We start from the raw sequence: 23,373 nt of genomic DNA on the forward strand, positions 1-23,373 counted from the left end.
GAAAGTCACGGCCGCGCCGAGGATTGCGGGCAACGTGACTGCCGGGAAGTCACGTGCAATCGCCGATGGACCACAAATGCCAACGGCGACCTCCCAGACAAGACATGCCCCCATACCCAGAACGTGGGCGCAGCCCACAGAAACAGGCGAAGTCGTGGGCGCGCGACGCCGATCAGAAACGCCGCTCCGACAAAGAGGAAGACAAGGCCGATATCGCGGACGAAATGCTGATTGAACGGACCGGTCGTGGTGACGCCCGGCACCGAGAGGTACCAATCCGCTGGTAAGGCGAGCATGAATATGCCGTTCACGTTTGCTCCGATGCCTAGCAGGACGGCGGTTCCGAGAACGAAGTTTTCTCATCTTCAGGCCTCATTGATTTTGATCGATGTTGTGGGCGAAACATCGGCGATTCACCAGTCGAACCATGTCGGACCAAGGATGGGACCAGAGCCGGAACGAGCGACCGATCATCCAGCTGATGCCGACGTAATACGCGGCCGGGTTCGCCCTCACCGTCCCCGGATCCCAGTCGGTTTTTCAGCCCATCATGCGTCGGATCGATTCTACGACCGCCCGAGGATCGTCGCGTTGAACGAAGTGACCGCTGGTTCTTACGAAGGTCTGTATCGACCGGGAAGACAATCGCAGTAAGCGTTCCTGCAATCCTTCCCAAAGCCCTTGGAGAGTCTCACGGCGGTCCGGCGGAATGAACGGCATATGCAGGAAGGTGCCTGCCGTGATGACGTGCAAGGGGAGATCGCCCAAAGACCCAACCTCGCGGCCCTGACGGATGGCTTCGACGAAATCGATCCGTTCAACCGTGGATTCAGGCTTTTTCCAGCCGCTCGTCCAGAATTGCCTGATCCCCTCCAGGAGTGGCGGATCGGATGGCGTGGGCGGCGGAAAGACGGGGCCGAACACGTCGAATTGGTCCTCATGCATCGAGTCGACCAGTACGAGGCCGACGACATCTGCCGGATATCTTTGCGCGAATACTCGCATCAACAAACCGCCGAGCGATTGCCCGACCAACACATAGGGGGCCGGAACATCTGCCTTACGAAGCAATCCGCGTAGTTCATCGACGATCACGTACGCGTCGCGCGGCGTCGGCGCGCGATCACTTGCTCCGCGTCCCGCGCGATCATAGCGGAAAATACGGGCGAAGCTGGCTACGGCGTTCTGGACGGATGTCCATTCCTCGCTCTCCGCGCCCAAGCCCGTTTCGAGCACGACGGTCGGGCTCCCCCGACCGGAACAGGCGAACGCGATTTGGCGCCCATCGACCCTGATCGTTTGCATCGTCGCCTCGTCCGGGCGAGCCGCGATGGCATCGGAGGTGTGAGTTGTCATGAGCAAAGTCTCCAATTCAGAAGCGATAGGAGGCCTCACAACATCAGAATGCCTCCCCAAAATAAATTGCATAAATATGTTCGCTCGCTATACATTTATGCATGGAAAAAACAGAACCCTCTTGGGATCTCTACCGAACCTTTCTGGCGGTGGTCCGCGATGGCAGTTTTTCCAAAGCAGCGCAAAGGATCGGCGTCACCCAGCCGACCGCGGGCCGACACATCGAAACACTGGAAACCCTGATCGGCGCGCGGTTGTTCACTCGCCTGCCCAGCGGCCTTGTGCCGACCGAAGCGGCCCGCGCACTGCTCCCTCACGCCGAGGCGATGGCCATCGCCGCGGGGGCGTTGCGGCGAGCTTCGTCTGGCGAGACACGCGATGAGAGCGGCGTTGTCCGGCTCACTGCCGCTGAGCTAATCGGTCAGGAAGTCCTGCCGGAAATTCTGAGTCCGTTCTGCGCAAAATATCCGGGCATCGTGCTGGAACTCAAGCTCTCCAATCGGAATGAAGACCTCCTGCGCGGCGATGCCGATATTGCCGTTCGCATGGTCCGGCCCACACAGAAGGCGTTGATTGCGCGCCGCATCGGCGAGGTGAAGCTCGGACTGTTCGCCCATCGCAGCTACATCAATGCGTTTGGCGCGCCCAAAACGCCAGCAGACGTCAGTGGCCACCGTCTGATCGGGTTTGACGAAGAGCAGCATATTCTTCGGTCTGCGGACGGTGGCGCGCCGCCGCCGAGCCGCACACAGTTCGGGTTTCGCTGCGACAGCGCGTCAATGCAGGCGGCCGCTCTTCGCGCCGGGATCGGCATTGGTTCCCTTCACGTGAATACGGCACGCCGAAATCCCGATCTCGTCCGGGTTTTGGAGAAGACCTTTACGTTCACGCGCGAGATGTGGCTGGTCATGCACGAGGATGCGAAGGCTACGCGCCGAATACGATTGCTCTTCGAACATCTGGCCAAAAGTTTGACCACATATGTAAAAGACAGCTCATAGCATTCATACCCAAGAGATCTGGACGCCAAGACCTTGCGCAATATGCCTCACCCCCACTAGATTGTTCCGAGCGATAACGAGACTAAGATTTCCAACGCAAATTATTCAGCTCGCAGACAAGCACCGATTTTTGCGATTAGCCAAAATATTGGCTCTTTATTTCAAAAGAGAATATCGCCGATTCGGAATTGACTCGGGGACTATCGACAGCGATCGGACGATCTGTTGAACAACTCTGGCGACGATGGCGGTTTCAGGCTGACGAAAGAGACCGTCAGCCTACAATTGGCGTCGGTGTTTAGCGCCCGCGCGATTGCGAGCGTGGGGCGCAGGAGCGACAAAACTGCGGAAACCATCGGTCGGACGAGGCGTTCTTAATTCATGATCAGGCGCATGAATTATGAGTGAGCGCGTAGCCATCGTAACTGGTGCAGGGCGCGGCCTTGGGCGCGTCATGGCGATGGCTTTGCTAAACGCAGGCCATCGCGTATTTTTGACGTCGACAGACATTGAGTCGCTCGACGAGACACGGCGCGCCAGCGGAGCGGGCGAGCGCGCTGCCGTAGGGACCGCCGATCTCGGCAATGAGCGAGAGCTGGCTGACCTGGTCGATGCCGCCGTGCGCGCATTCGGGCGCGTCGATGTCCTGGTCAGCAATGCGGGCATCCCAAACCCACCGGCAGAACGGCCGCTCGACGTCACACCGGATCAGTTGCGGCAGTTGTTCGAGATCAACACAATTGCCTCAATCAATTTGATCCGACTGGTCACCCCCGGCATGGTTGCGCGCAGATGGGGTCGGATCATCTTCATCTCCACCAGCCTCGATACCATGCTTGATCCGGGTCATGTCGGGTATGGAATGACCAAGGCGGCTGGAGAAGCCTTCATCGCGGCTCTCGCAACGTCCCTTCAGTCGACGGGGGTCACGGCCAACGTCCTCTCGCCCGGTGGCGCGGTCGCAACGAGGATGTCGGCAGGCGTTGCGGACCCAAAGAAACTCCTTCAGCCTGAAATTATGGCGGCGCCCATTGTGTGGCTGGCGTCAGATGATTCGAATAGCGTAACCGGCCGGCGCTTCATCGCCGCGAAGTGGAATGCTGCGCTCAATCCCGCTCAAGCGGCGCAGGCCGCAAGCGCGCCCGCGGCATGGGGCGGCTACGGCGACAAAAGCATCAGACCGTGAAAGACCGTAGCCACTCAAAAAGTTCTCCGCCTTGAAAACTCCGGAGGGCCGAACCGTCAGACGCGCAATTGTCCCCGGCGAGCTGCCGCGTGTCAGTCGCGCGATATGGGCAGCCCCGCGAGAAGCGGAGCGTGCGCGGCGAGCCTGCGGGATATGAACTCGGTGAAGAGCCGCACGCGCTTCGTCTTGCGGGACTCCCCCTGTGTGAGAAGCCAGAGCGTTCCGTACATGTGCAGGTCGGTACCCGGCACTCTTACCAGCAAAGGGTCGGCATCGCCGACGAAGCATGGCAGCGTCGTGATCCCGAGCCCTTGCCGTACAGCAGCGATCTGCGCCTCGGCGTCCGTGGTCCTGAATGGAACCGCCGTGGTGCGAACCTCACCCTCGCTGGCCCAATCCGGAATTCCATGAATGCTTATGACGATCCACCGGATGGGATCCGGCGCGCCCGCACGCCACGCGGCCAGTCGATCGCGGGACATGTAGACGCCGCCGAACACCTCCGGCCCCTTCAGGCCGTGAAGATTGAGCGGCAGGGTTTTGCGGTCGTAGACAACGCGGATCGCCACGTCGGCCTCTCGGTTGGTCAGATTCGCCAGCTCGCCGGACGACAAGATGTCCATCTCGATGTCCGGATGCAGACGCGCGAATTCGGCGAAGTCCGGCATGAGCAGGTGCGTCGCGAGGGGCGGCGCCAGCGTCACCCGCAGACGCCCGCGCACGCTCTGGTCGCGCCCGAAGACGCGCGTCTCCAGCAGGTGCGACGACGCTTGCATCTGGTCCGCGAACTCCAGGACCTCCTCGCCCGCAGTCGTCAGGCGGTAGCCCGAAGGCAGCTTTTCGAACATGTGCACCCCCAGGCGTTCCTCGAGCTGCGCGATGCGTCGCAGCACGGTCGAGTGGTTCACACCGAGGCGCTCGGCGGCAGCCCGCACCGAGCCTCCGCGCGCGACGGCAAGAAAGTAGCGAACGTCATCCCAGTCGATCATGGTGCAATCCTGCGCCGCGGGGTGCGCCTTCCAAAGCCCGTATCTAGCACATCGACCAGAAGTAATGGCGACCGTCACACTGACATCAGTCGCCCAGCCGGATCGATTTCGCACCACCGATGTGCGCGCTTGCGCACTGAACGCCTCACTCCCGCGGACCCATCTTGGCCGTCTCAGGGGCCTACTCGAGCAACCAGAGACTTCAGACGGCGAAACAAGGAGACTGCACTCTTGACCAGATTGAATGGAAAGACCGCCGTGATCACCGGCGGCGCTACAGGCATCGGCCGCGCCGCAGCAAAGCGATTCGTCGAGGAGGGCGCCTTCGTCTTCATCTTCGGCCGCCGACAGGAAGCGCTCGACGCCGCTGTGGCGGACCTCGGGCCCAATGCCCGTGCGGTGAAAGGCTCGGTCTCGGATGAGGCCGACCTCGACCGGCTCTACGCTACGGTGAAGGCCGAGCGCGGAAGCCTTGACATCGTCTTCGCCAATGCCGGGGCCGGAGGCCCGCTTCCGCTCGGCCAGATCACCGCCGAGCACATTGACGAAACCTTCGACACCAATGTGAAGGGTACGATCTTCACGGTCCAGAACGCGTTGCCGCTGATGGGCCCGGGGGGTTCGATCATCCTGACCGGATCGAGCGCCGGCACCACAGGCGCCCCGGGGTTCACTGCCTACAGCGCGAGCAAGGCGGCAGTGCGCAACCTCGCGCGGACCTGGGCGGAGGACCTGAAGGGCACCGGCATCCGCATAAACGTGCTGTCGCCCGGGGCGACGGCGACCGAACTCGCGAAGGAAGCGCTGGGCGAGGAGGGCCAGAAGGCCTACGGCGCGATGACTCCGCTCCAGCGCATGGCCGATCCGGCGGAAATTGGGGCGGTGGCTGCCTTTCTGGCGTCGTCGGACAGCAGCTTCATGACCGCCAGCGAGGTCGCCGTCGACGGCGGCCTGGCGCAACTCTGACCCCCTCGCCCGGCCGCTCACTCCAGTGATCCGATTATGCGCACACCCACGGAAGAAAATAAAATGGACCAATCTCTTAAAGGAAAAGCTGCTCTCGTTACCGGGGCATCGCGGGGCATTGGCCGCGCCATCGCCGAACGTCTTGCAAAGGATGGTGCGACGGTCGCGCTGACCTACAACGCCAGCAAATCTGGCGCAGAGGAGGCGGTCGCGGCTATCGAGAAAGCTGGAGGTACTGCGTTCGCGATCCACGCGGACCTCGTCGACCCGGCGACCGTCCCGACCTTGTTCGAGAGACTCGATGACGAGTTCACCAAGCGGAACGGAAGCAAAACCCTCGACATTCTGGTCAACAACGCTGGCAGCTCCGGCTGGGTTGGCTTCAAAGACGCAACGCCGGACAGTTGGGACGCCTGATCGCGGTCTACGCCCGTGCGCCCTTCTTCATCGTTCAGGCCGCTCTGGGTCGTCTCGCCGATGGCGGACGCATCATCAACATCTCTTCCGCTGCCGCCACGAAGCCCGTGACAGCCGCGCCCATCTACTCGATGGCCAAAGCGGCCATCAACAACCTGACCCATGCGCTCGCGTCCGAGCTGGGGCCGCGCGGAATTACCGCGAACGCCGTAGCGCCGGGCTACACGCGAACCGACGCGAACGCAGCCTTCCGAGAGAATCCCGAACTCGTAAACGCGGTCGAGGCCCAAATCGCGCTGGGACGCTTTGGCGAGCCTTCGGAAATCGCCGCCGTCGTGGCGTTCTTGGCTTCCGACGAAGGCCACTGGGTGACCGGCCAGACGATTGAGGCGAGCGGCGGCTACAAGCTCTGACCGCGCCGAAAAACCGAAGGAGAATATAATGAGCTACGCAATTATCGGCTTCGGCAAGATCGGCCAGGCCCTCGCCCACGCCTTCGCCCGTAAAAACATCGACGTGAGCGTCGCGAGCCGCCGGCCGGCCGAGACGTTGGCGCCGCAGGCTCGAGCGATTGGCCCCACGGTCGTCGCCAAGTCGCTGCGCGATGCACTCGAAGCCGACACAATCATCCTGGCGGTCCCGTTCGGGGAGCACCGCGAGGTTGCGAAGGCCCTGCCGAGCTGGGAAGGCAAGACGGTCATCGACGCGATGAACGCGTTGGTTCCCCTTGAAGAGCTGGACGGTCTCCCGTCCTCCGCCTTCGTCGCGAAGGCGTTCACCGGCGCCAAGCTCGTGAAAGCTTTCAATCATCTGATTGCGGCCACCTTGGCTGCCGATCCGATCGTCGAGGGCGGCCACCGGGTCGTCTTTCTGTCGAGCGACGACGAGGACGCGACCGCTCCCGTGGCGGCCTTGGCCAAACAACTCGGGTTCGCACCCGTCAAGCTGGGAAAGCTCAACGAGGGTGGTTGGCTAGTGCACGCACGCGGCCGCGTTTGGGGTCAGCTCATCTTCCAGGATTTGTTCAAGAAGGAGCAGTAATCGGTGTACGACCGTGTGATTTGGCCCGAGAAGTACGACCCCAAAACGTCGGCGATCTATGCGCTCAACGAGATCGACGTGAAAGCGCCCCCAGGAGTGGTATGGAAGCTGCTGGTCGATGCTGAGAACTGGTCGAGCTACTTTCCTCCTGAAGACCAGGTCAAAATCCTGAGCGGCGAAAGGGAATTGGCGCGCGGGACCAAATACAGCCGAGTGACCGTCGGATTCCCGATGAGCCTGGTTGTTACGGAGTGCGAGCCCTTCCGCCGACTTGCGTGGGCAACGACTGTCGATGGTGATGACACCGGCTCGAGCGCGTACCATGGCTGGGTCATCACCCCCACAGATGATGGCTGTCACGTGCTGACCGAGGAAACGCAGCAGGGCTCGTGGTTCCTCGACGAACTCGGGCGCAAGCGTCCCGGTGGGCTCTATCGCTATCACCAGGAATGGGTCGAACGCCTTGCCAGCGCGGCGGAGGCGAAAGTAGAAGTCAAGGGCCGCGCCGGCCAAGGTTGGAGATCATTGAAATGAATATAGACCTCAAAGGTAAGAAGGCGATTGTCACCGGGTCAACGGCGGGCATCGGCCGTGCCACTGTGGAGGGTTTAGCCCGTACAGGGGCGTCAGTCGTTATCAGCGGTCGTGGGAATGCCCGGGTCGACGAGGCGGTGCAACAAATTCGGCAGACCATTCCCGGGAGCAATGTCACTGGCGTTGCAGCAAACTTGGCCACCGTCGAAGGTGTCGAGGCTTTCATCACGCAGGTGCCGGACGCCGATATCCTCGTGAACAACGTGGGTACGGCATATATCCGGGACTACAACGGCATCGAGGACATTGCGAATATCCCGGATGAGGACTGGCTTGGCCTGTTCCAGCTGAATGTCATGAGCGGCGTGCGCATGACGCGCCACTACCTGCCGCGCATGGTGAAAAAGGGCTGGGGCCGAGTCGTGTTCGTCAGCAGCGAGTCCGCGGTCAATATCCCCAAGGAGATGCTCGACTACGGCATGACAAAGACCGCGCAACTCGCGATCTCGCGCGGGCTTGCCGAGGCGGCCGCGGGCACGGGCGTCACCGTCAACGCCGTCCTGCCGGGCCCTACTCGGTCTGAGATCCTGGGTCAGTTCATGGCAAAGCAGGCGGAGGCGAACGGGATCACGCAGGAGGAAGCCGAGCAAGGCTTCCTGAAGGCGATGCGTCCGACCACCCTCATTCAGCGTTTTGCGACCACCGATGAGGTCGCCAACATGATCGTCTACGCCTGCTCGGAGCAGGCTTCCGCGACCACCGGTGCGGCTCTGCGCGTCGACGGCGGCGTAGTCCGCTTCGTTGCCTGATCGGGGAGGTTCGGGCCGGATCGCTCGATGTCATTCGACTGCTATTGGCAGCCTGTAATTCACTTAGTGTCCCCCGCTATCCGTCCTACTCCACAGCACTCCCCCTCATTCCCACTCGATCGTTTTGGAGCGGCAATAACGGTTTGATCTAGCAAATTTTTGTAGGGCGCCGAAGAACCGTCTCCCCGATCCGTCAGAAATTCGCGCTCTTGAATTCAAAGGCGAATTTCGCCGATCCAAAATCTGCTCGATCTTAGCGGCTATCGGTATCAATCGGTCGGTTTTTGACGTCTCCCACAACGAATCACCATCCGCCCAGCAGCGGAGATACCGTCAGCGCTGGTGCGCGATCCGATGTGCCGACGACCGGTGGGCACTGGTTTGCAACCGGGGGACACGCCGGGACCATTCCGGTCGCCGATGCGACGAACTCAACGTCCAAGCGCGCCACAAAATCCGGCCGACCGTAAGCTATTGACTTAACCGATCGGTTAATTCATATTTCGGTTAATGCATGATCTTGACCCAATATTCGGCGCCCTGGCCGACCCGACACGTCGGGCGATCCTCGCGCGGCTAGCTCAAGGCGAAACCAATGTCGGGACTCTGGCCAAGCCGTTCGCGATTTCCCCGCCTGCGATTTCACGCCACCTCAAGGTGCTGGAAGAAGCGGCGCTGATCTCGAACGAACGCCAAGGAAAACAGAGGGTATGCCGATTGAACCGTGAGACGCTGGCGCGGGCCCAAGAATGGCTCGATTTCAGCCGCCGGTTCTGGAGCGGAAGCTTCGACCGTCTTGATAGCCACTTGAAGAAACCATCGGAGGAGAGGGCGCCGTGACCGTAACAGAAGACACCACCCTGGTAATCACGCGTAATTTCGAGGCTCCGTCCACGCGCGTGTTCGATGCCTGGCTGACGCGCGAGGAGTGGCAGTCCTGGATCGGGCCCGACGGAGTTGATTGCGAGATTTCCAAGCTCGAACCCCACGTCGGTGGCCAATATCGGCTTGAGATGCATATGGGCGGTCAAGCGCCGATTGCTGTCGCCGGCGTATTCAAGATCATCGATCGACCCCGCACGTTGAGCTTCACCTGGGGAGCGGAAGGCGACCTTTCGCGGCAGAGCCTAGTGACGCTCACGTTCACCGAGCTGGAGGGCAAGACCGAAATGACGCTGCGCCAGGAAGGCTTGGGAAGTGCCGCCAACCACGATCAGCACGAGCAGGGCTGGAACAGCACGCTGAACAAACTCGCCCGCCATCTTAAGCGGGAGCAGCGTTGATGAGCATTTTAAGCGGGAGCAGCGTTGATGAGCATTCGGATCAGCGCATTTGCATGGGTGCCACCTGTCGCGCAAGGCTTAGTGCGCGACCTCAGGGTGCGGTGGGCGCTTGAAGAAGCTGGCCTCGGCTACGAGGAACGAAGGCTCAAGCTGGGTGACAACGCGGCCCCAGAGTATCTTGCCCTGCAGCCGTTCGGCCAGATTCCGGCTTACGAAGAGGATGGTTTGGCGCTGTTCGAGTCTGGCTCTATCGTGCTGCATATCGCCGAGCGCTGTGAGACGCTTTTGCCCTCGGACCCGAAAGGCGGTGCGCGAACCAAGACCTGGATGTTCGCGGCCCTCAACACAGTTGAGCCGCCGGTGCTGTTCTTGAACCAACTGCAACAGATGAACAGTCCAGAGGCCGCCGCACTTCAGAAGCCCGTCGCCGAAGCCGTGCAGCGACGATTGGACGGCGTGGCCAGCCGGCTTAGCAATCGCGACTATCTGGAGGAGGATCAGTTTACGGCTGGCGACCTCCTAATGACCACGGTGCTGCGCATCCTTCGCAATACCGATTTGGTCAGCGACATGCCTGTGCTGGTTGCCTACCAGTCGCGCTGCGAGGCGCGCCCCGCCTTCCAAAGAGCGCTCAGCGCCCAGATGGCCACGTTCCACAGGAACGACCCGGCCCGTCAACCGTCGGCCTGAAAGCGACTATCGGCATCGATTAGCCGATTTTTCCTCCAAAGGCCGCGACAGGCTAGGCCGACTACTCTACTCCACAGTACTCCCCCTCACTCCCACTCGATCGTCCCAGGTGGCTTTGACGTCACGTCGTAGACTACCCGGTTGATGCCGCGCACCTCGTTGATGATGCGGGTGGCGGCGGCGGCGAGGAAGCTCATGTCGTAGTGGTAGAAATCCGCGGTCATCCCGTCGACCGAGGTGACGGCGCGCAGCGCGCAGACGAATTCGTAGGTGCGGCCGTCGCCCATCACGCCGACCGTCTGTACCGGCAAGAGCACGGCGAAGGCCTGCCAGATGGCGTCGTAGAGGCCGGCCTTGCGGATTTCGTCGAGATAGATGGCGTCGGCCTCGCGCAGGATCTCCAGCTTCTCGCGCGTGATGCCGCCCGGGCAACGGATGGCAAGGCCGGGGCCGGGGAAAGGATGACGGCCGATGAAGCTTTCGGGCAGGCCGAGCTCCTTGCCGAGCGCCCTCACCTCGTCCTTGAACAATTCGCGCAGCGGCTCGACCAGCTGCATGTTCATGCGCTCGGGCAGACCGCCGACATTGTGGTGCGACTTGATGGTTACCGACGGGCCGCCGGAGAAGGAGACGCTTTCGATGACGTCGGGATAGAGCGTGCCCTGCGCCAGGAAATCGGCGCCGCCTAGCTTCTTTGCCTCTTCCTCGAAGACTTCGATGAACAGCCGCCCGATGGTCTTGCGCTTCTTCTCGGGATCCGCTTCGCCCTCCAGCGCCGAGATGAAGCGGTCGGATGCGTCGACCAGGATCAGCGGCAGATTGTAGTGCTGGCGGAACATCTCCACCACGCTTTGCGCCTCGTCCTTGCGCATCAGGCCATGGTCGACGAGGATGCAGGTGAGCTGGTCGCCGACCGCTTCGTGGATCAGCAGTGCCGCGACCGAGGAATCGACGCCGCCCGACAGCGCGCAGATCACCTTGCCTTTGCCGACTTGGCTACGGATCGCTTCGACCGCATGCTCGCGATAGGCGCGCATGGTCCAGTCGCCCTCGATGCCGGCGATATTGTGGACGAAGTTCCTGAGCAGCCTGGCGCCGTCAGGCGTGTGCACCACTTCGGGGTGGAACATGATGCCGTACATCTTGCGCTCGATGTCGCCGAAGATGGCGAAGGGCGAGCCTTCAGATTTGCCAAGCACCTCGAAGCCCGGCGGCAAGGAGATGACGCGGTCGCCATGGCTCATCCACACCTGGTGGCGCTGGCCCGGCGCCCACAGGCCCTCGAACAGCGGGCTCTCCTTCTCGATCTCGACGAAGGCGCGGCCGAATTCGCGATGCTCGGAGCTCTCCGCGACGCCGCCCATCTGCACGCAGAGCGTCATCTGGCCGTAGCAGATGCCGAGCACCGGCACGCCGGCCTCGAAGACAATCTGCGGCGCGCGCGGGCTGCCGATGTCGGTGGTGGAGGCCGGGCCGCCGGACAGGATCACCGCTTTCGGATTGATGCGCCTGAAGGCCGCTTCCGCCGACTGGAACGGCACGATCTCGGAGAAGACGCCGGCTTCGCGGATGCGGCGGGCGATGAGCTGTGTGAACTGGCTGCCGAAATCGACAATCAGGACAGTGTCGGCCGGGACGGTGCTGGAATGATTGGCTGTCGTCATGGCGAGCCTTTAGAGAAAGAAACGAGTCGGCGCAATGGGTTGCGCGGTCGCGCCGCTCACTTCGAGCCCGGTGCGCCGTGGTGGACGCGAGACGCTGATTGGCACCCAATTCAACGGAGTTTGGCCGCCGCAGAGAGTGCAAATTGGCGGGCGGGTGAATTACCGTTTTGCTTCGATCGACGTGCCGACCAGATGTGATTCCAGTTGTGCGACCAACCCGGCAAGACGGACATGCATGGCGTCGAATGCTGCCCAACGTTCTGTAAGCTTATTGAGGCGGTAACCAGGTTCGGTGCCGTTTCCCTTGATATAGGCCAGTAAATCCGTTTCACTGATATTGATGGGCGCGCCACTGGCACACTTGCGGAGCCAAGCTACAAAATCCTCGCCGCGTGCTTGCGCCGCCTCCTGTTCGCGCTGTGAGGCAGTTTTGGTAAGAACGTGCCCGTATTTGGTGGCGAATTCGAGCGGCGTGCCCTCGAAATCCGGATCAACTTCTTCCGGCGTTAGAAAGTTGGTCTTCGGAATGTTGCGGCGGAATTCCAGCCCGCGTTGATAGATTTCCTCGGCGGCGGATTCCTTGGCGGCGGATCGCTTAGCAGCGGTCCGCTTGGCGTGCGGGCCCTTCGGCGGGCGCGCTTTTTCTGATGCAGCTTGAAGCCTGATTCTCTTGTCCTCGACAGCCTTTTCCAGTTCCGGCGCGTACTGAATAATAGTGCGGGCTCGGGCAAGCGAACCCGTAGAAACTTCCATGATCAAAGCCGCTTCCTTAACGAAACGATTGTGACCAGGGAGGCTAGGATCACGCGTCGCGCCGGTAGGCATTTTTACCTTTTCTTGGAACTGAATTTGTTGCTTTAAATGCGCGAGCCTTGCCGCCGCGAAAGCCCGCCGTTCGAAGGTTGAATGTTGTCGCCGATAGTCGTTGAGCGAAACGGCCAGATTAAGCGCATCAATATCGTTTGACGTCCCTGTATGTTGGAAGCGCGGCTCAATGCCCGCCTCAACGCAGGCGCGGTAGCGGGCGCGCCCGTCTAGAATCCTTCCCTGATAAAGCACGACAGGCACGCGCATACCGTTGGCCTTGATATCGGCCACGAATTTCGCAAAATCCTCGCCGCTCAGAAGAGGCCAGATTTCGGCGAAAGGATGATCTTGATAGTGAACAGCCATTTGGTTCTGTCCCTGCGGGAGAGATAGAGGCGCATTCGCGCGCCTCCCCGTTGAACGTCTTATGCGGCCTCGGCTTGTTTCTGTATGAAACGCGGGAACGCTTCATCGACTCTCAGACTGATTTTCTTGACCTGCTCGCCAGCCACCCAGGCATTAAATGCCTTGATGACATGCGCCAAGACCTGATGTTTCTGCATCGGCTCCTTGGCAACGCTGTTGAATTTCAGGACATGCTGCAAAGCCGCAATCGGGCTTCCCGCGCCGAATTCCTCACCCTCGGAACCCACGTCATTCATGAACTCGTCGAGAGTGAATTCATCATGGAGGTCGAGAATCTTGACCGCTGCAAAGGCTGCGACATCGTTATGGCCGATTATCGCGGACGCGGAGGCATGCTCGCCCGCCATCAATTGAGCGCCTCTACGAACGTTCGGATTCGCTTCGACGTAGTCGATGAATTGCTTAGGCGACATGCGCGGAAGACGATGCTTCTTCGTTGCCGTGTATGCCTTGTTTTCGTAAAGCTGGGCAATCGCGACCGTTTGTGCAGTCAACGCCGAAAGACCGTTCAGACCCGCCGTGGCCAACGCATCCTTGGCAGTGCGCGCCTTGACATTGTCGATGTAGGCGAAGGCTGATTTGATCGGCTTGCGCTGATTGACGATATACGTTGCGAACGGTACCCCGGAAAGATAGCAAGCCCAAAGCCGATGCTGGCCGTCTAATAGCTTGCCGTCTACGTCGAAAATCAGCGGTTGGCCGGTTTCGGGCCAATCCTCCGCGGCCATCTGCTCGGCATAGTAAACGATGTTCGCCAATACAGCCTTGCGATTGGACCCAGCTGGGTTCTTTAGCAACAGCCTTTCGGCCGTTTCCGGGGTAATGATGTGCCAGCCGTCGGAAAGCTTGTCCTCGCTTTCCGGCTGGGTTTTCCTCCATTCCTCGAACTGATCAACCAGCGCGTAGAACGTGTTCGAATTGGCGGTTTTGAGTTCAAGATGGAATTTCGGCTCCCATACGGGCGCCGCTGCTTTTTCAACATCACTCATGGCTTACTCCCATTGCCGCGCCTATCGGGAACGACGGCTGCCCGGCAACTTGGCAATATAGGTTGATAGTGCCTATGCTACAAGGCCGAAAAAGCCTAGCCGTCGAGTTGCGTCATGGCGGCGGATTGCAACTGTTTCACTGTAATTCTCTTTGTCGCCAGCAGGCGAGCGATCATGGCGGCATGTGGTGGTATCTGCCGCTCGGCCAGCGCCCAGGCGCGCACCGTGCGCGGAGCAACACTTAGCAATCGGGAGAAAGCCAGTTGGGAAAGAGGGATGGCGGCGAGGCAAGCGCGGAATTCGGTCGCCGTCATCGGGACGTAGAGCATCATGCGAATCGGTATGTCATGGTTGTCATGAGATGTAGGCGAAATCGACCTAACAAAAAAGCCCGGCGCTATGGCCGATCCATTTCCGCGATGGGACAAACGCGGAATAGCGGCTCTGCTAAGCTTATGAAATCACGGCGTTTTCCTATGCCTGCACGCTTAGAGATACGGCGCAATGGCTTGCGAGGCCGGCCCCTCAACCGGTTCTTCTTCTTATGCACTCAATCAAACTGCAGCAGACCGTCGCCGATCGCCTGCTCCAGCTGGCCGACGGCGGCGGCGAGCTTCTCGTCGATGACGTGCAGATACTCCGTCCAGTCGCCGACATGCCGGAGATCGGCGGCGCCGTCGGAAATGCCGCGAAGGCCGATCAGCGGCACGCCGAACAGCTGGCAGGCGCGCAGGCAGGCGAAAGTCTCCATGTCCACCATATCGGCATCGATCGCGTCATAGGCGACGCCGGTGACGATGGCGCCGCCCGTCGACAGGGATGCTTCTCTGATGCCGGGAATCCGAAATGGCAGCGGCACCGTCACCGGCAGGTCGAGGAACGGCGTCGCCCCCTTTTCGAAGCCGAGCGGCGAGGCGTCGATGTCGCGGTAGGCGACCGACACCGCCTGGTAGATCTCCGCCTGCTCCAGCCGGCGGCTGCCGGCCGAACCGAGCGAGACGACGAGATCGGGCAGCGCATCCCGGCCTTTGAGCGTCGCAAGCTCGGCGCCCAGCCGCACACCGGCCTCGACCGGGCCGATGCCGGTCATCAGCGGCGTGAACAGGTTTTTGAGATGCGGGCCGTATTCAGCCTCCGCCGCCATGACGAAGAGAACGTTCTTGCCCGCAATTCGCACGGCGTCTGCCATGGACTAGCCCTCGATCCCGTCGCGGCCGACAACCGTCATCATCGTGCCGGTCATGGTGGCGATCAGCCTCGCCTCGCCGTCGGCGGCGAAGGCATAGGCCTGGCCGTCGGCGACGATGATGGTGCGGCCGGGCTTGGTGACCGAGCCGCGGAACAGGAAGCGCTCGCCCCTGCCCGGCGCCAGCAGATTGACCTTGAACTCGATGGTCAGCACGCCGGAATTCTCCGGCATCAGCGAGAACGCCGCATAGCCGCAGGCCGAGTCCAGCGCCGTCGAAATGACGCCGGCATGCAGGAAGCCGTGCTGCTGGGTGAGCGACGGCGCGTAAGGCATCTCGATCTCGATGATGCCGGGCGTTACCAGCGTCAGCTCGGCGCCGATGGTGGCCATCGCTTTCTGGCGGGCAAAAGAGCTCCTGACGCGTTCCTCGAAGTCGGGAGCGGGTACGATCTTAGCTGCTGCCATGGCCGTCGCTTTCGTTTGCTGGGAAAGCTTATTGCAGAGGCAGGCAGCAGAGGCAATGTCTTATGTTGCAGTGCAGCAAACCGGACCTGTCCGGGACGCGTGGTCCTCAACCGGCCCGACGCAACGCATGGAAATAAAACCCGTCGGTGCCGCTCAGTGCCGGCGACAGCGAGATGCCGCCGCAGTCGGCGATGCGCGCGGCCGCCGCATGGCCGGGAAAATGGCTGTCCCACAGCCGGCGATGATCGACCGGCGCAAAGCCGTCATGGCGTTCGCGGAACGCCGCGACCTGCCCGCCGTTCTCGGCCTCGAAGACCGAGCAGGTGATGTAGACCAGCAGGCCGCCCGGTTTGACGAAGGCTTGGGCTGAATCGAGGATCGCCTGCTGCTCAGCCCTGCGGGCATCGAGCTGTCTCTCGGTCAGCCGCCATTTGGCGTCCGGCCGCCGCCGCCAGGTGCCGCTGCCGGTGCAGGGCGCGTCGATCAGCACGATGTCCATATGGCCAGCGAGCGGCGCAAGCTCCGCCGGCTTGCTGACGATCTGGATGTTGCGGTTGTGCGAGCGGCGGATGCGCTCGAAGATCGGCGCCAGCCGCGCTTTTTCCGCATCATGGGCAAAGAGCTGGCCGCGGTTGTCCATCTCGGCCGACAGCGCCAGCGTCTTGCCGCCGGCGCCGGCGCAATAGTCGAGCACCTGCATGCCGGGCTGAGCGCCGGCGAGTGCGGCGGCAAGCTGCGAGCCCTCGTCCTGCACCTCGAACCAGCCCTTCTGGAAGGCGGGTTCGGCCTGCACGTTGGGATGCCTGCCGTCGCCATCGATCGGCGGAATGCGGATGCCGTGCGGCGCGATCGCCGCCGGCGCGGCACCGGTGCCCTGGAGCTCGGCCAGCACCTTGTCGCGATCGGACAGCAAGGTGTTGACCCTCAGATCCAGCGGCGGGCGCATCGCCAGGGCTGCGCCCTCTTCGACCCAGGCTTCGCCATAGGCTTGTTCGAGGAGCGGCGCGCACCAGTCGGGAATGTCGGCGCGCACGGCATCGGGCGCATCGGCAAGCCTTCGCCCGGCGATAACCTTCAACTCGGCCGCGCCGAGCAGCGGCGGCGCGAACTTGTCGCCGTCGAGCGCCTGGTTGAGCGACTGCGCCGTCTGGCCCCATTCAAGCAGAAGTGCGCCGAAGCCGGTGGCGCGCGGCGTGTCCTCGCCGAGCAGCCAGCCGGCCGAGCGCCTGCGGCGCAGCGCGTCGTAGACGATGTTGCCGATCGCCGCGCGGTCGCCGCCGCCGGCGAAGCGGTGCGACAGGCCCCAGTCGCGCAAAGCGTCGGCCACCGGCCGGTGCCGCCGGGCGATGTCTTCCAGAACTTCGATGGCCGCCGCCAGCCGTCCGCCCAGTCGCATGTCGTCTTTCCGCTACGCTACAAATTGTTCCGGCCCGCTCTTAATGCGTTTCGGGCCAGGATTGAAACAGTTCTATTTTTGGCAAGCACGAGCGACCCGCACCAAAGGCAGCGAATGGTCGCCATCGCAAAGCCTTGCCGCCAGCGTGAAAGTGAAAAATGCCCAAGAAGGTCCGGAACAATTTAGCCAGTACATGAACGGGCCCTAATGCAATCAACTGGCGTGTTCAAGCAAGCACGCTGGCTTAACCACTCAAAGCGCGTCGCGATCTTTCAGATTCGCTCCATGCGCTTTGGGTTTTTGATTTTACGCATGTCTTTGTCCCGAAACCGGTTCCCACTTTCGGGAGACATGCTTTGGCTTTCCAAGTTTTCCAGGTGGGAATACTCTTTCGCACGTGATTCGCGACGCGGGAAACGCGATTTGGCGGATCCTCACGAGGAGAGGACAATGAAGACTTACCTGGCAGAAGTTCTCGGCACGTTCTTGTTGGTGTTCATCGGCACGGCCTCCGTGGTCACGGGCGGCTTCGGCGGCGCGCTGCCGCTCGGCCAGGAAGGCATCGGCCTGGCGTTCGGCATCGGCCTGATCGCGGCGGCCTATGCGATCGGTCCGATCTCGGGCGCGCATCTCAATCCGGCGGTGACGCTGGGCGTATTCCTGGCGGGGCGGATGCCGGCCAAGGATGTCGTGCCTTACTGGATCGCGCAGATTATCGGCGCCATCATCGCCTCGCTGGCGCTGTGGATCATCGTCAGCGGCCAGGCCGGCGGCCACACCGGCGGCTTCGGCGCCAACGGCTGGGACGAAGCCAAATGGGGCATGAGCTCGGCCTTCCTGTGGGAGCTGATCGGCACCTTCACCTTCGTCACCGTGATCCTCGGCGTCACCAACGCCAAGCACACCACCGCCTTTGCCGGCCTGGTCATCGGCCTGACACTGGCGGGAATTCACTTTGCCATGATCCCGGTGACCGGCACCTCGGTCAACCCGGCGCGCTCGATCGGCCCGGCGCTGTTTTCGGGCGGCGCCGCGCTCAGCCAGCTCTGGCTGTTCATCGTCGCGCCGCTGATCGGCGGGGCGATTGCCGGCGTCGTCGCCAAGGCGGGGATTTTCGAGAAGGACTGAATGTCTTTCAGCCAAAATGCAAAAGGCGCGAGGCATGACCCCGCGCCTTTTTACTTGGAAGGATGAGACCTTACTTCGAGACGAGCTCGAAGCGGTCGAGGTTCATCACCTTCGCCCACGCCTTGGCGAAATCCTTGACGAATTTCTCCCCGGCGTCAGCCGAACCGTAGACCTCGGAGAGCGCGCGCAGCTGCGCGTGCGAGCCGAAGATCAGGTCGGCGCGGGTGCCGGTCCATTTCACTTCCCCGGTCTTGCGGTCGCGCGCCTCGTAGACTTCCTCGGCGCCCGGCTCCGAGCCGGCGGCCGGATCCCAGACCGTCGCCATCGAGAGCAGGTTGACGAAGAAGTCGTTGGTCAGCGTGCCCGGCCTGTCGGTGAAGACGCCGTGCTTGGCGCCGCCGGTGTTGGTGCCGAGCACCCGCAGCCCGCCGACCAGCACCGTCATCTCCGGCGCCGTCAGCGTCAGCAGCTGCGCCCGGTCGACCAGCATGGCCTCGACCGACATCGGCAGCTTGCCGCCGACATAGTTGCGGAAGCCGTCGGCTTTCGGCTCCAGCGCGGCGAAGGAGTCCACATCCGTCTGTTCCTGCGAAGCGTCCATGCGGCCAGGCGTGAACGGCACCTTCACCTCGTGGCCGCCGTCCCTGGCCGCCTTCTCGACCGCGGCGACGCCGCCGAGCACAATGAGGTCGGCAAGCGAGACCTTCTTGCCGCCGGTCTGGGCGCTGTTGAACTCCTTCTGGATGGTTTCGAGCTTGCCCAGCACTTTCGAGAGCTGAGCCGGCTCATTAACCTGCCAGTCCTTCTGCGGCTCAAGCCGGATGCGGCCGCCATTGGCGCCGCCGCGCTTGTCGGAACCGCGGAAGGTCGAGGCCGAGGCCCAGGCGGTCGCAACCAGCTCCGACACCGACAGGCCGGACGCCAGGATCTTCGCCTTCAGCGCGGCGATGTCCTGGTCGCTGACCAGCTCATGGTCGATGGCCGGGATCGGATCCTGCCAGATCAGCTCTTCCTTCGGCACGAGCGGGCCGAGATAGCGCACGACCGGACCCATGTCGCGATGGGTGAGCTTGAACCAGGCGCGGGCGAAGGCGTCGGCGAACTGGTCGGGATTCTGGTGGAAACGCCGCGAGATTTTTTCGTAGGCCGGGTCGACCCGCAGCGCGAGGTCGGTGGTCAGCATCGACGGCGCGTGGCGCTTCGACGGATTGTGCGCGTCAGGCACCGTGGCCGCACCGGCGCCGCCCTTCGGCGTCCATTGATGGGCGCCGGCCGGGCTCTTGGTCAGCTCCCATTCATAGTTGAAGAGATTGTCGAAGAAGTTGTTGCTCCACTGGGTCGGCGTCGCCGTCCAGGTCACCTCGAGGCCCGAGGTGATGGCATCGCCGGCAATCCCGGTGGCATATTTGCTCGACCAGCCGAGCCCTTGAGCCTCTATGCCGGCGCCTTCCGGCTCCGGCCCAACCAGCGAGGCATCGCCGGCGCCGTGGGTCTTGCCGAAGCTGTGGCCGCCGGCGATCAGCGCCACGGTCTCTTCGTCGTTCATCGCCATGCGGCGGAAGGTCTCGCGGATGTCGCGCGCGGCGGCGAGCGGATCTGGCTTGCCGTTCGGCCCTTCGGGATTGACGTAGATCAGGCCCATCTGCACGGCGCCGAGATGTCCCTGCAGCTCACGGTCGCCGGAATAGCGCTGGTCGTCCAGCCACTTGGTCTCCGAACCCCAGTCGACGTCCTGCTCCGGCTCCCAGACGTCGGCGCGGCCGCCGGCAAAGCCGAAGGTCTTGAAGCCCATCGATTCCAGCGCGACGTTGCCGGTCAGGATCAACAGGTCGGCCCAGGAAATCTTGCGGCCGTATTTCTGCTTGACCGGCCACAAGAGCCGGCGCGCCTTGTCGAGATTGGCATTGTCCGGCCAGCTGTTGAGCGGCGCGAAACGCTGCTGGCCGGCACCCGCGCCGCCGCGGCCGTCGCCGATGCGATAGGTGCCGGCGCTGTGCCAGGCCATGCGGATGAACAGCGGCCCGTAATGGCCGAAATCGGCCGGCCACCAGTCCTGCGAATCCGTCATGACATGGCGCAGATCCTCGATCACCGCATCGAGATCGAGGCTCTGGAACTCCCTGGCGTAGTCGAAGTCCTCACCCATCGGATCCGAAAGGTTCGACTGCTGATGCAGCACGCCGAGGTCGAGCTGGTTCGGCCACCAGTCCTTGTTGGTCCTGGCGCCATGCGCGACAGGGCATTTGCCAGCGCTGTTGTCGTCGGTTTTCGCGTCCATCTTAGTCTCCAAATCTGCCGAGGTTTGATTTTGCCGGAGCGGCCTGGGAGCCGCGCACCCTGGAATGGTTCCAGATTAGGCCGGCTTGCCGATAAAGACAAATTGCCTTTGCTGATTTTTTCGATAGGGTTTTCTTATGATCGGTATCACCGTGCGTCAGATGCTTTATTTCGATGCGTTGGCGCAGACGCTGCATTTCGGCCGCGCCGCGAAGCTTGCCGGCGTCAGCCAGCCGGCGCTGTCCTCGCAGATCGCGGAGATGGAGCAGCGGCTGAATTGCCTTCTGTTCGAACGCGGCGGCAAGACTGTGCGCATGACCGACGAGGCGCTCGCCCTGCTGCCGCGCATCGAGCGCATTCTTGCCGACATTCGTGACGTCGAGACGACGGCCCGGCGTGGCCGCCCGGCCATGGAAGGACGTTTTCGCCTCGGCATCATACCGACGGTCGCGCCCTATTTGTTGCCGCATGTGCTGCCCGCAATGAGAAGGCAGTATCCGGCCCTGCAGCTCGAACTGCGCGAAGCGGTGACCGCCTCGCTGGTCGAGGATACGAGCTCCGGGCGGCTCGACGCCTTCATCGCCGCCTTGCCGCTCGATCATCCCGGCCTTGTCACCGAAGAGCTTTTCCCGGATCGCTTCTTCCTCGCCGTGCCCGTCGGCGATCCGGCCTTCGCCTCGCCGCCGGTGCCGCCGGAAAGCCCGGCGCTGGAGCGGCTGATGCTTCTGGAAGAAGGCCATTGCCTGCGCGAGCAGGCGCTGGCCGTCTGCGGCAATGTGCGGCCGGTGGCGATGGCAAGCTACGGCGCCACCAGCCTGACGACGCTGCTGCAGATGGTGGCGCATGGGCTGGGCGTGACGCTGGTCCCGGAAATGGCGGCAAGTGCGGCCGGAATCATGCCCGATCTCAGGATCGTGCCGTTCCAGGAGCCGATGCCGCAACGCATGATCTGCCTCGCCTGGCGCCGCAACAAGGTGCGCCAGGACGAATGCGTGGAGCTGGCCAAGATCATTCGCGGGCTGGATGGGGTGGTGCTTGGGGCGTGACATCCCAAGGGTTCGCACGTTGATTAGCCGGCGAATGAAGCGCCCGAACACCTTGCGGCGGCGACGGAGAATTTGTGAAGGTTTGACGACAAGATTTCACAAAAAGGTGTCGATTCTCAGCGGAACGCCGATCCGACAGTTGGGTTCTGCCCATGCCGGGCACAATCCGGCAGAAGCAAGAAACGAAATGGAGTACCTGCCATGCTCACAAAAATCCTAGCAGCCTCGGCCCTCACCATCGGCCTTGCGACGGCGGCGCTGGCCCAGGATGCCAGCACCTATAACCCAAACAGCGGCACGACTTCCGAGGTCCACCACCCAAGGCACCATGCAAGAAGGGTGGTCGTCGATCCGAACCCCACCTCCAGCATCGGCATCACCGGGACGAGCTCGGATTACATGAATTCGAATGCCGATCAGAATTGCCCCGCTGGCCCGCAGGGCGCCAGCGCGGATATACCCAATGCCAGCGGCAGGCCGCCGAAGGCGCCGACAACGGTGAACGGCCGCCATTGCGGCCAGTAAAGGCGCCGCGGCAAACAGGGAGTCCATGTACCCCCTCCGCCGTACGGCAATCGCATATGGTCTGTCGGCGAAGGCCAAGCAACGCCGTCATCCTCGGGCTTGTCCCGAGGATCTGCCGTCGCACGCGGATTTAGTGCGACCAGTTCAGGGAGGCCCGTAGATCCTCGGGACAAGCCCGAGGATGACGCAATCAAGGCGCGCCGTTATCCGAACTTCCAAAGCCATATGCGATTGCCCTGCTCGCCGCTGCGGCCTTCGGGTGGGTCCATTCAGACGATGACAATTATCCGCTCTGCGCCGGGAGCCGGCATTTAACTCCGCGCTCGGGAGAGGACGTTCAGCGACGCACGACCCGGCCGAGACGGAGCGGCTAGGACTGAGCCTTGGAATCCCCGCCACCCAGGGCCGCTTTGCCGCGACGCTCCATTTCGGCCGGCGAAAGATCTTCCTTCCATGTCAGCAGCACCCAGACATGGCCGAAGGGGTCGCGCACGCTGGCCGAGTTTGCACCGTAGAACATATCGGTTGGCGGCTGGACCACTTCGCAGCCTGCCGCCACCGCTCGCGCCAGAACCGCTTCATTGTCGTCCACCATCAGATGCAGGCCCGCCGTGCATGCTCCAAGTTGCCGCGGCTCATCGTAGAGCTGACCGGTCGGGTCGCCCAACATTACCGTTGCGTTGCAGACGGCAAGCTCGCTGTGGAGGATCCGACCATCCGGCGCCGCGATGCGGAACAGCTCCTGCGCCCCGAACGCTTCGGCATAGAAGGCGACGGCTTTGGCCGCGCCCCGGATGTAGATGTGCGGAACGACGGCGTTCAAGTAGCGGAGAGGTCGTGTTGTCATCCCTGGTGCCACTGTTTGTCATCGCCACGGTCGCCTCATGCGGCCGACGCGCCGCCGGTTTTCGCGACCGCGATCGGTTATAAACACAGGCCGTTCTCTCCGGTTCCCCCGGGGCCAATCGCAGATGGCGCTCCCCCACTCCGTCTCGGCTTCGCCGAGCCACCTCTCCCCCACCTTCGGTGAGGGAGAGGAAATGCCAACCGCCGAGGCCGCGGCCTTGGAAGGCTTGGGTTTCCTCTCCCCCATGGACATGGGGGAGAGGTGGCCGCGTGTCCGAACCGGATAGATAGGTAACAGAATGGACCGATTAGATGGGTGACAGTTTTCTTGTCCGCCGGGAGG

24 protein-coding genes and 1 pseudogene are annotated in these 23,373 nt (G+C 62.4%); 13 read left to right on the top strand and 12 right to left on the bottom strand.

Annotation, left to right across the window (positions count from 1 at the left end; all coding sequences use genetic code 11):
- Positions 1–5: 5 nt before the first annotated feature.
- Positions 6–311 (bottom strand): hypothetical protein, encoded by a 306-nt coding sequence (locus FJ974_RS25925; RefSeq protein WP_210240716.1) that lies wholly within the window; start codon positions 309–311, stop codon positions 6–8.
- Positions 312–540: 229 nt separating this feature from the next.
- A complete protein-coding gene (locus tag FJ974_RS25930; protein WP_181177204.1) occupies positions 541–1,356 on the bottom strand; it encodes an alpha/beta fold hydrolase in 816 nt (271 codons plus the stop codon).
- A gap of 101 nt (positions 1,357–1,457) precedes the next feature.
- Between FJ974_RS25930 and FJ974_RS25935 the strand changes: the two genes are divergently transcribed.
- Both FJ974_RS25935 and FJ974_RS25940 read left to right on the top strand, forming a co-directional pair.
- Positions 1,458–2,357: a LysR family transcriptional regulator gene (locus tag FJ974_RS25935; protein WP_140535350.1), complete on the top strand. Its 900-nt coding sequence runs from the start codon at positions 1,458–1,460 to the stop codon at positions 2,355–2,357.
- 400 nt (positions 2,358–2,757) lie between these two features.
- Positions 2,758–3,543 carry an SDR family NAD(P)-dependent oxidoreductase gene (locus tag FJ974_RS25940; RefSeq protein WP_140535347.1) on the top strand — a complete coding sequence of 262 codons (786 nt, stop codon included), beginning with the start codon at positions 2,758–2,760 and terminating at the stop codon, positions 3,541–3,543.
- 92 nt (positions 3,544–3,635) lie between these two features.
- Here the strand turns inward: FJ974_RS25940 and FJ974_RS25945 are convergent, their stop codons facing one another.
- The gene (locus tag FJ974_RS25945; RefSeq protein WP_140535344.1) at positions 3,636–4,532 is read right to left on the bottom strand and encodes a LysR family transcriptional regulator; all 897 of its coding nucleotides are present in this window, start codon (positions 4,530–4,532) and stop codon (positions 3,636–3,638) included.
- A 231-nt stretch (positions 4,533–4,763) separates the two neighbouring features.
- On the opposite strand from FJ974_RS25945, the gene FJ974_RS25950 reads away from it, so the two are divergent.
- The 8 genes and pseudogenes from FJ974_RS25950 to FJ974_RS25985 all read left to right on the top strand — a co-directional run bounded on the left by FJ974_RS25950 (position 4,764) and on the right by FJ974_RS25985 (position 10,272).
- Positions 4,764–5,498, top strand: a complete 735-nt coding sequence (locus tag FJ974_RS25950) for an SDR family NAD(P)-dependent oxidoreductase (protein WP_140535342.1) — start codon at positions 4,764–4,766, stop codon at positions 5,496–5,498.
- Positions 5,499–5,561: 63 nt separating this feature from the next.
- Positions 5,562–6,328, top strand: a pseudogene (locus FJ974_RS25955) (SDR family NAD(P)-dependent oxidoreductase).
- 28 nt (positions 6,329–6,356) lie between these two features.
- Positions 6,357–6,956, top strand: coding sequence for an NADPH-dependent F420 reductase (locus FJ974_RS25960; protein ID WP_140535339.1), 600 nt, complete (start codon positions 6,357–6,359; stop codon positions 6,954–6,956).
- Between the two features lie 3 nt (positions 6,957–6,959).
- Positions 6,960–7,490, top strand: a complete 531-nt coding sequence (locus tag FJ974_RS25965; protein ID WP_140535337.1) for an SRPBCC domain-containing protein — start codon at positions 6,960–6,962, stop codon at positions 7,488–7,490.
- On the top strand, positions 7,487–8,299 hold the full coding sequence (locus FJ974_RS25970) for an SDR family NAD(P)-dependent oxidoreductase (RefSeq protein WP_140535334.1): 813 nt from the start codon (positions 7,487–7,489) through the stop codon (positions 8,297–8,299). The genes FJ974_RS25965 and FJ974_RS25970 overlap by 4 nt, the downstream gene beginning before the upstream one ends.
- A 510-nt stretch (positions 8,300–8,809) precedes the next feature.
- On the top strand, positions 8,810–9,139 hold the full coding sequence (locus FJ974_RS25975) for an ArsR/SmtB family transcription factor (RefSeq protein ID WP_140535331.1): 330 nt from the start codon (positions 8,810–8,812) through the stop codon (positions 9,137–9,139).
- Positions 9,136–9,582 carry an SRPBCC family protein gene (locus tag FJ974_RS25980; RefSeq protein WP_181177203.1) on the top strand — a complete coding sequence of 149 codons (447 nt, stop codon included), beginning with the start codon at positions 9,136–9,138 and terminating at the stop codon, positions 9,580–9,582. Before FJ974_RS25975 ends, FJ974_RS25980 begins: the two co-directional genes overlap by 4 nt.
- A gap of 27 nt (positions 9,583–9,609) precedes the next feature.
- Positions 9,610–10,272 carry a glutathione S-transferase family protein gene (locus tag FJ974_RS25985; RefSeq protein WP_140535326.1) on the top strand — a complete coding sequence of 221 codons (663 nt, stop codon included), beginning with the start codon at positions 9,610–9,612 and terminating at the stop codon, positions 10,270–10,272.
- Positions 10,273–10,358: 86 nt separating this feature from the next.
- On the opposite strand, the gene guaA is transcribed toward FJ974_RS25985, so the two are convergent.
- From guaA to FJ974_RS26020, 7 genes are all read right to left on the bottom strand, one after another.
- Positions 10,359–11,936 carry a glutamine-hydrolyzing GMP synthase gene (guaA, locus tag FJ974_RS25990; protein WP_140535324.1) on the bottom strand — a complete coding sequence of 526 codons (1,578 nt, stop codon included), beginning with the start codon at positions 11,934–11,936 and terminating at the stop codon, positions 10,359–10,361.
- A 159-nt stretch (positions 11,937–12,095) separates the two neighbouring features.
- Positions 12,096–13,109: a hypothetical protein gene (locus FJ974_RS25995; RefSeq protein ID WP_140535321.1), complete on the bottom strand. Its 1,014-nt coding sequence runs from the start codon at positions 13,107–13,109 to the stop codon at positions 12,096–12,098.
- Positions 13,110–13,168: 59 nt separating this feature from the next.
- Positions 13,169–14,158, bottom strand: a complete 990-nt coding sequence (locus FJ974_RS26000; RefSeq protein WP_140535318.1) for a hypothetical protein — start codon at positions 14,156–14,158, stop codon at positions 13,169–13,171.
- Positions 14,159–14,253: 95 nt separating this feature from the next.
- Positions 14,254–14,490, bottom strand: a complete 237-nt coding sequence (locus FJ974_RS26005; RefSeq protein WP_140535315.1) for a hypothetical protein — start codon at positions 14,488–14,490, stop codon at positions 14,254–14,256.
- 218 nt (positions 14,491–14,708) lie between these two features.
- On the bottom strand, positions 14,709–15,347 hold the full coding sequence (locus tag FJ974_RS26010) for a 5'-methylthioadenosine/S-adenosylhomocysteine nucleosidase (RefSeq protein ID WP_140535312.1): 639 nt from the start codon (positions 15,345–15,347) through the stop codon (positions 14,709–14,711).
- 3 nt (positions 15,348–15,350) lie between these two features.
- Positions 15,351–15,812: a PaaI family thioesterase gene (locus FJ974_RS26015; protein WP_140535309.1), complete on the bottom strand. Its 462-nt coding sequence runs from the start codon at positions 15,810–15,812 to the stop codon at positions 15,351–15,353.
- Between the two features lie 106 nt (positions 15,813–15,918).
- Positions 15,919–17,208, bottom strand: coding sequence for an RsmB/NOP family class I SAM-dependent RNA methyltransferase (locus FJ974_RS26020; RefSeq protein ID WP_140535306.1), 1,290 nt, complete (start codon positions 17,206–17,208; stop codon positions 15,919–15,921).
- Between the two features lie 450 nt (positions 17,209–17,658).
- Here FJ974_RS26020 and FJ974_RS26025 point away from each other — a divergent pair, with 450 nt between their 5' ends.
- Positions 17,659–18,336 carry an MIP family channel protein gene (locus tag FJ974_RS26025; RefSeq protein WP_027164332.1) on the top strand — a complete coding sequence of 226 codons (678 nt, stop codon included), beginning with the start codon at positions 17,659–17,661 and terminating at the stop codon, positions 18,334–18,336.
- 70 nt (positions 18,337–18,406) lie between these two features.
- On the opposite strand, the gene katG is transcribed toward FJ974_RS26025, so the two are convergent.
- Complete coding sequence (gene katG / locus FJ974_RS26030; protein WP_140535303.1) at positions 18,407–20,614, bottom strand: catalase/peroxidase HPI; 2,208 nt, start codon at positions 20,612–20,614, stop codon at positions 18,407–18,409.
- A gap of 136 nt (positions 20,615–20,750) precedes the next feature.
- Here katG and FJ974_RS26035 point away from each other — a divergent pair, with 136 nt between their 5' ends.
- Together FJ974_RS26035 and FJ974_RS26040 are read left to right on the top strand one after the other, a co-directional pair.
- The gene (locus FJ974_RS26035; RefSeq protein ID WP_140535300.1) at positions 20,751–21,659 is read left to right on the top strand and encodes a hydrogen peroxide-inducible genes activator; all 909 of its coding nucleotides are present in this window, start codon (positions 20,751–20,753) and stop codon (positions 21,657–21,659) included.
- Positions 21,660–21,860: 201 nt separating this feature from the next.
- The gene (locus tag FJ974_RS26040) at positions 21,861–22,184 is read left to right on the top strand and encodes a hypothetical protein (protein WP_140535297.1); all 324 of its coding nucleotides are present in this window, start codon (positions 21,861–21,863) and stop codon (positions 22,182–22,184) included.
- Between the two features lie 370 nt (positions 22,185–22,554).
- On the opposite strand, the gene FJ974_RS26045 is transcribed toward FJ974_RS26040, so the two are convergent.
- The gene (locus FJ974_RS26045) at positions 22,555–23,007 is read right to left on the bottom strand and encodes a VOC family protein (RefSeq protein WP_210240715.1); all 453 of its coding nucleotides are present in this window, start codon (positions 23,005–23,007) and stop codon (positions 22,555–22,557) included.
- Positions 23,008–23,373 lie beyond the last annotated feature (366 nt).

This window comes from Mesorhizobium sp. B1-1-8, assembly GCF_006442795.2.
Lineage (GTDB): Bacteria > Pseudomonadota > Alphaproteobacteria > Rhizobiales > Rhizobiaceae > Mesorhizobium.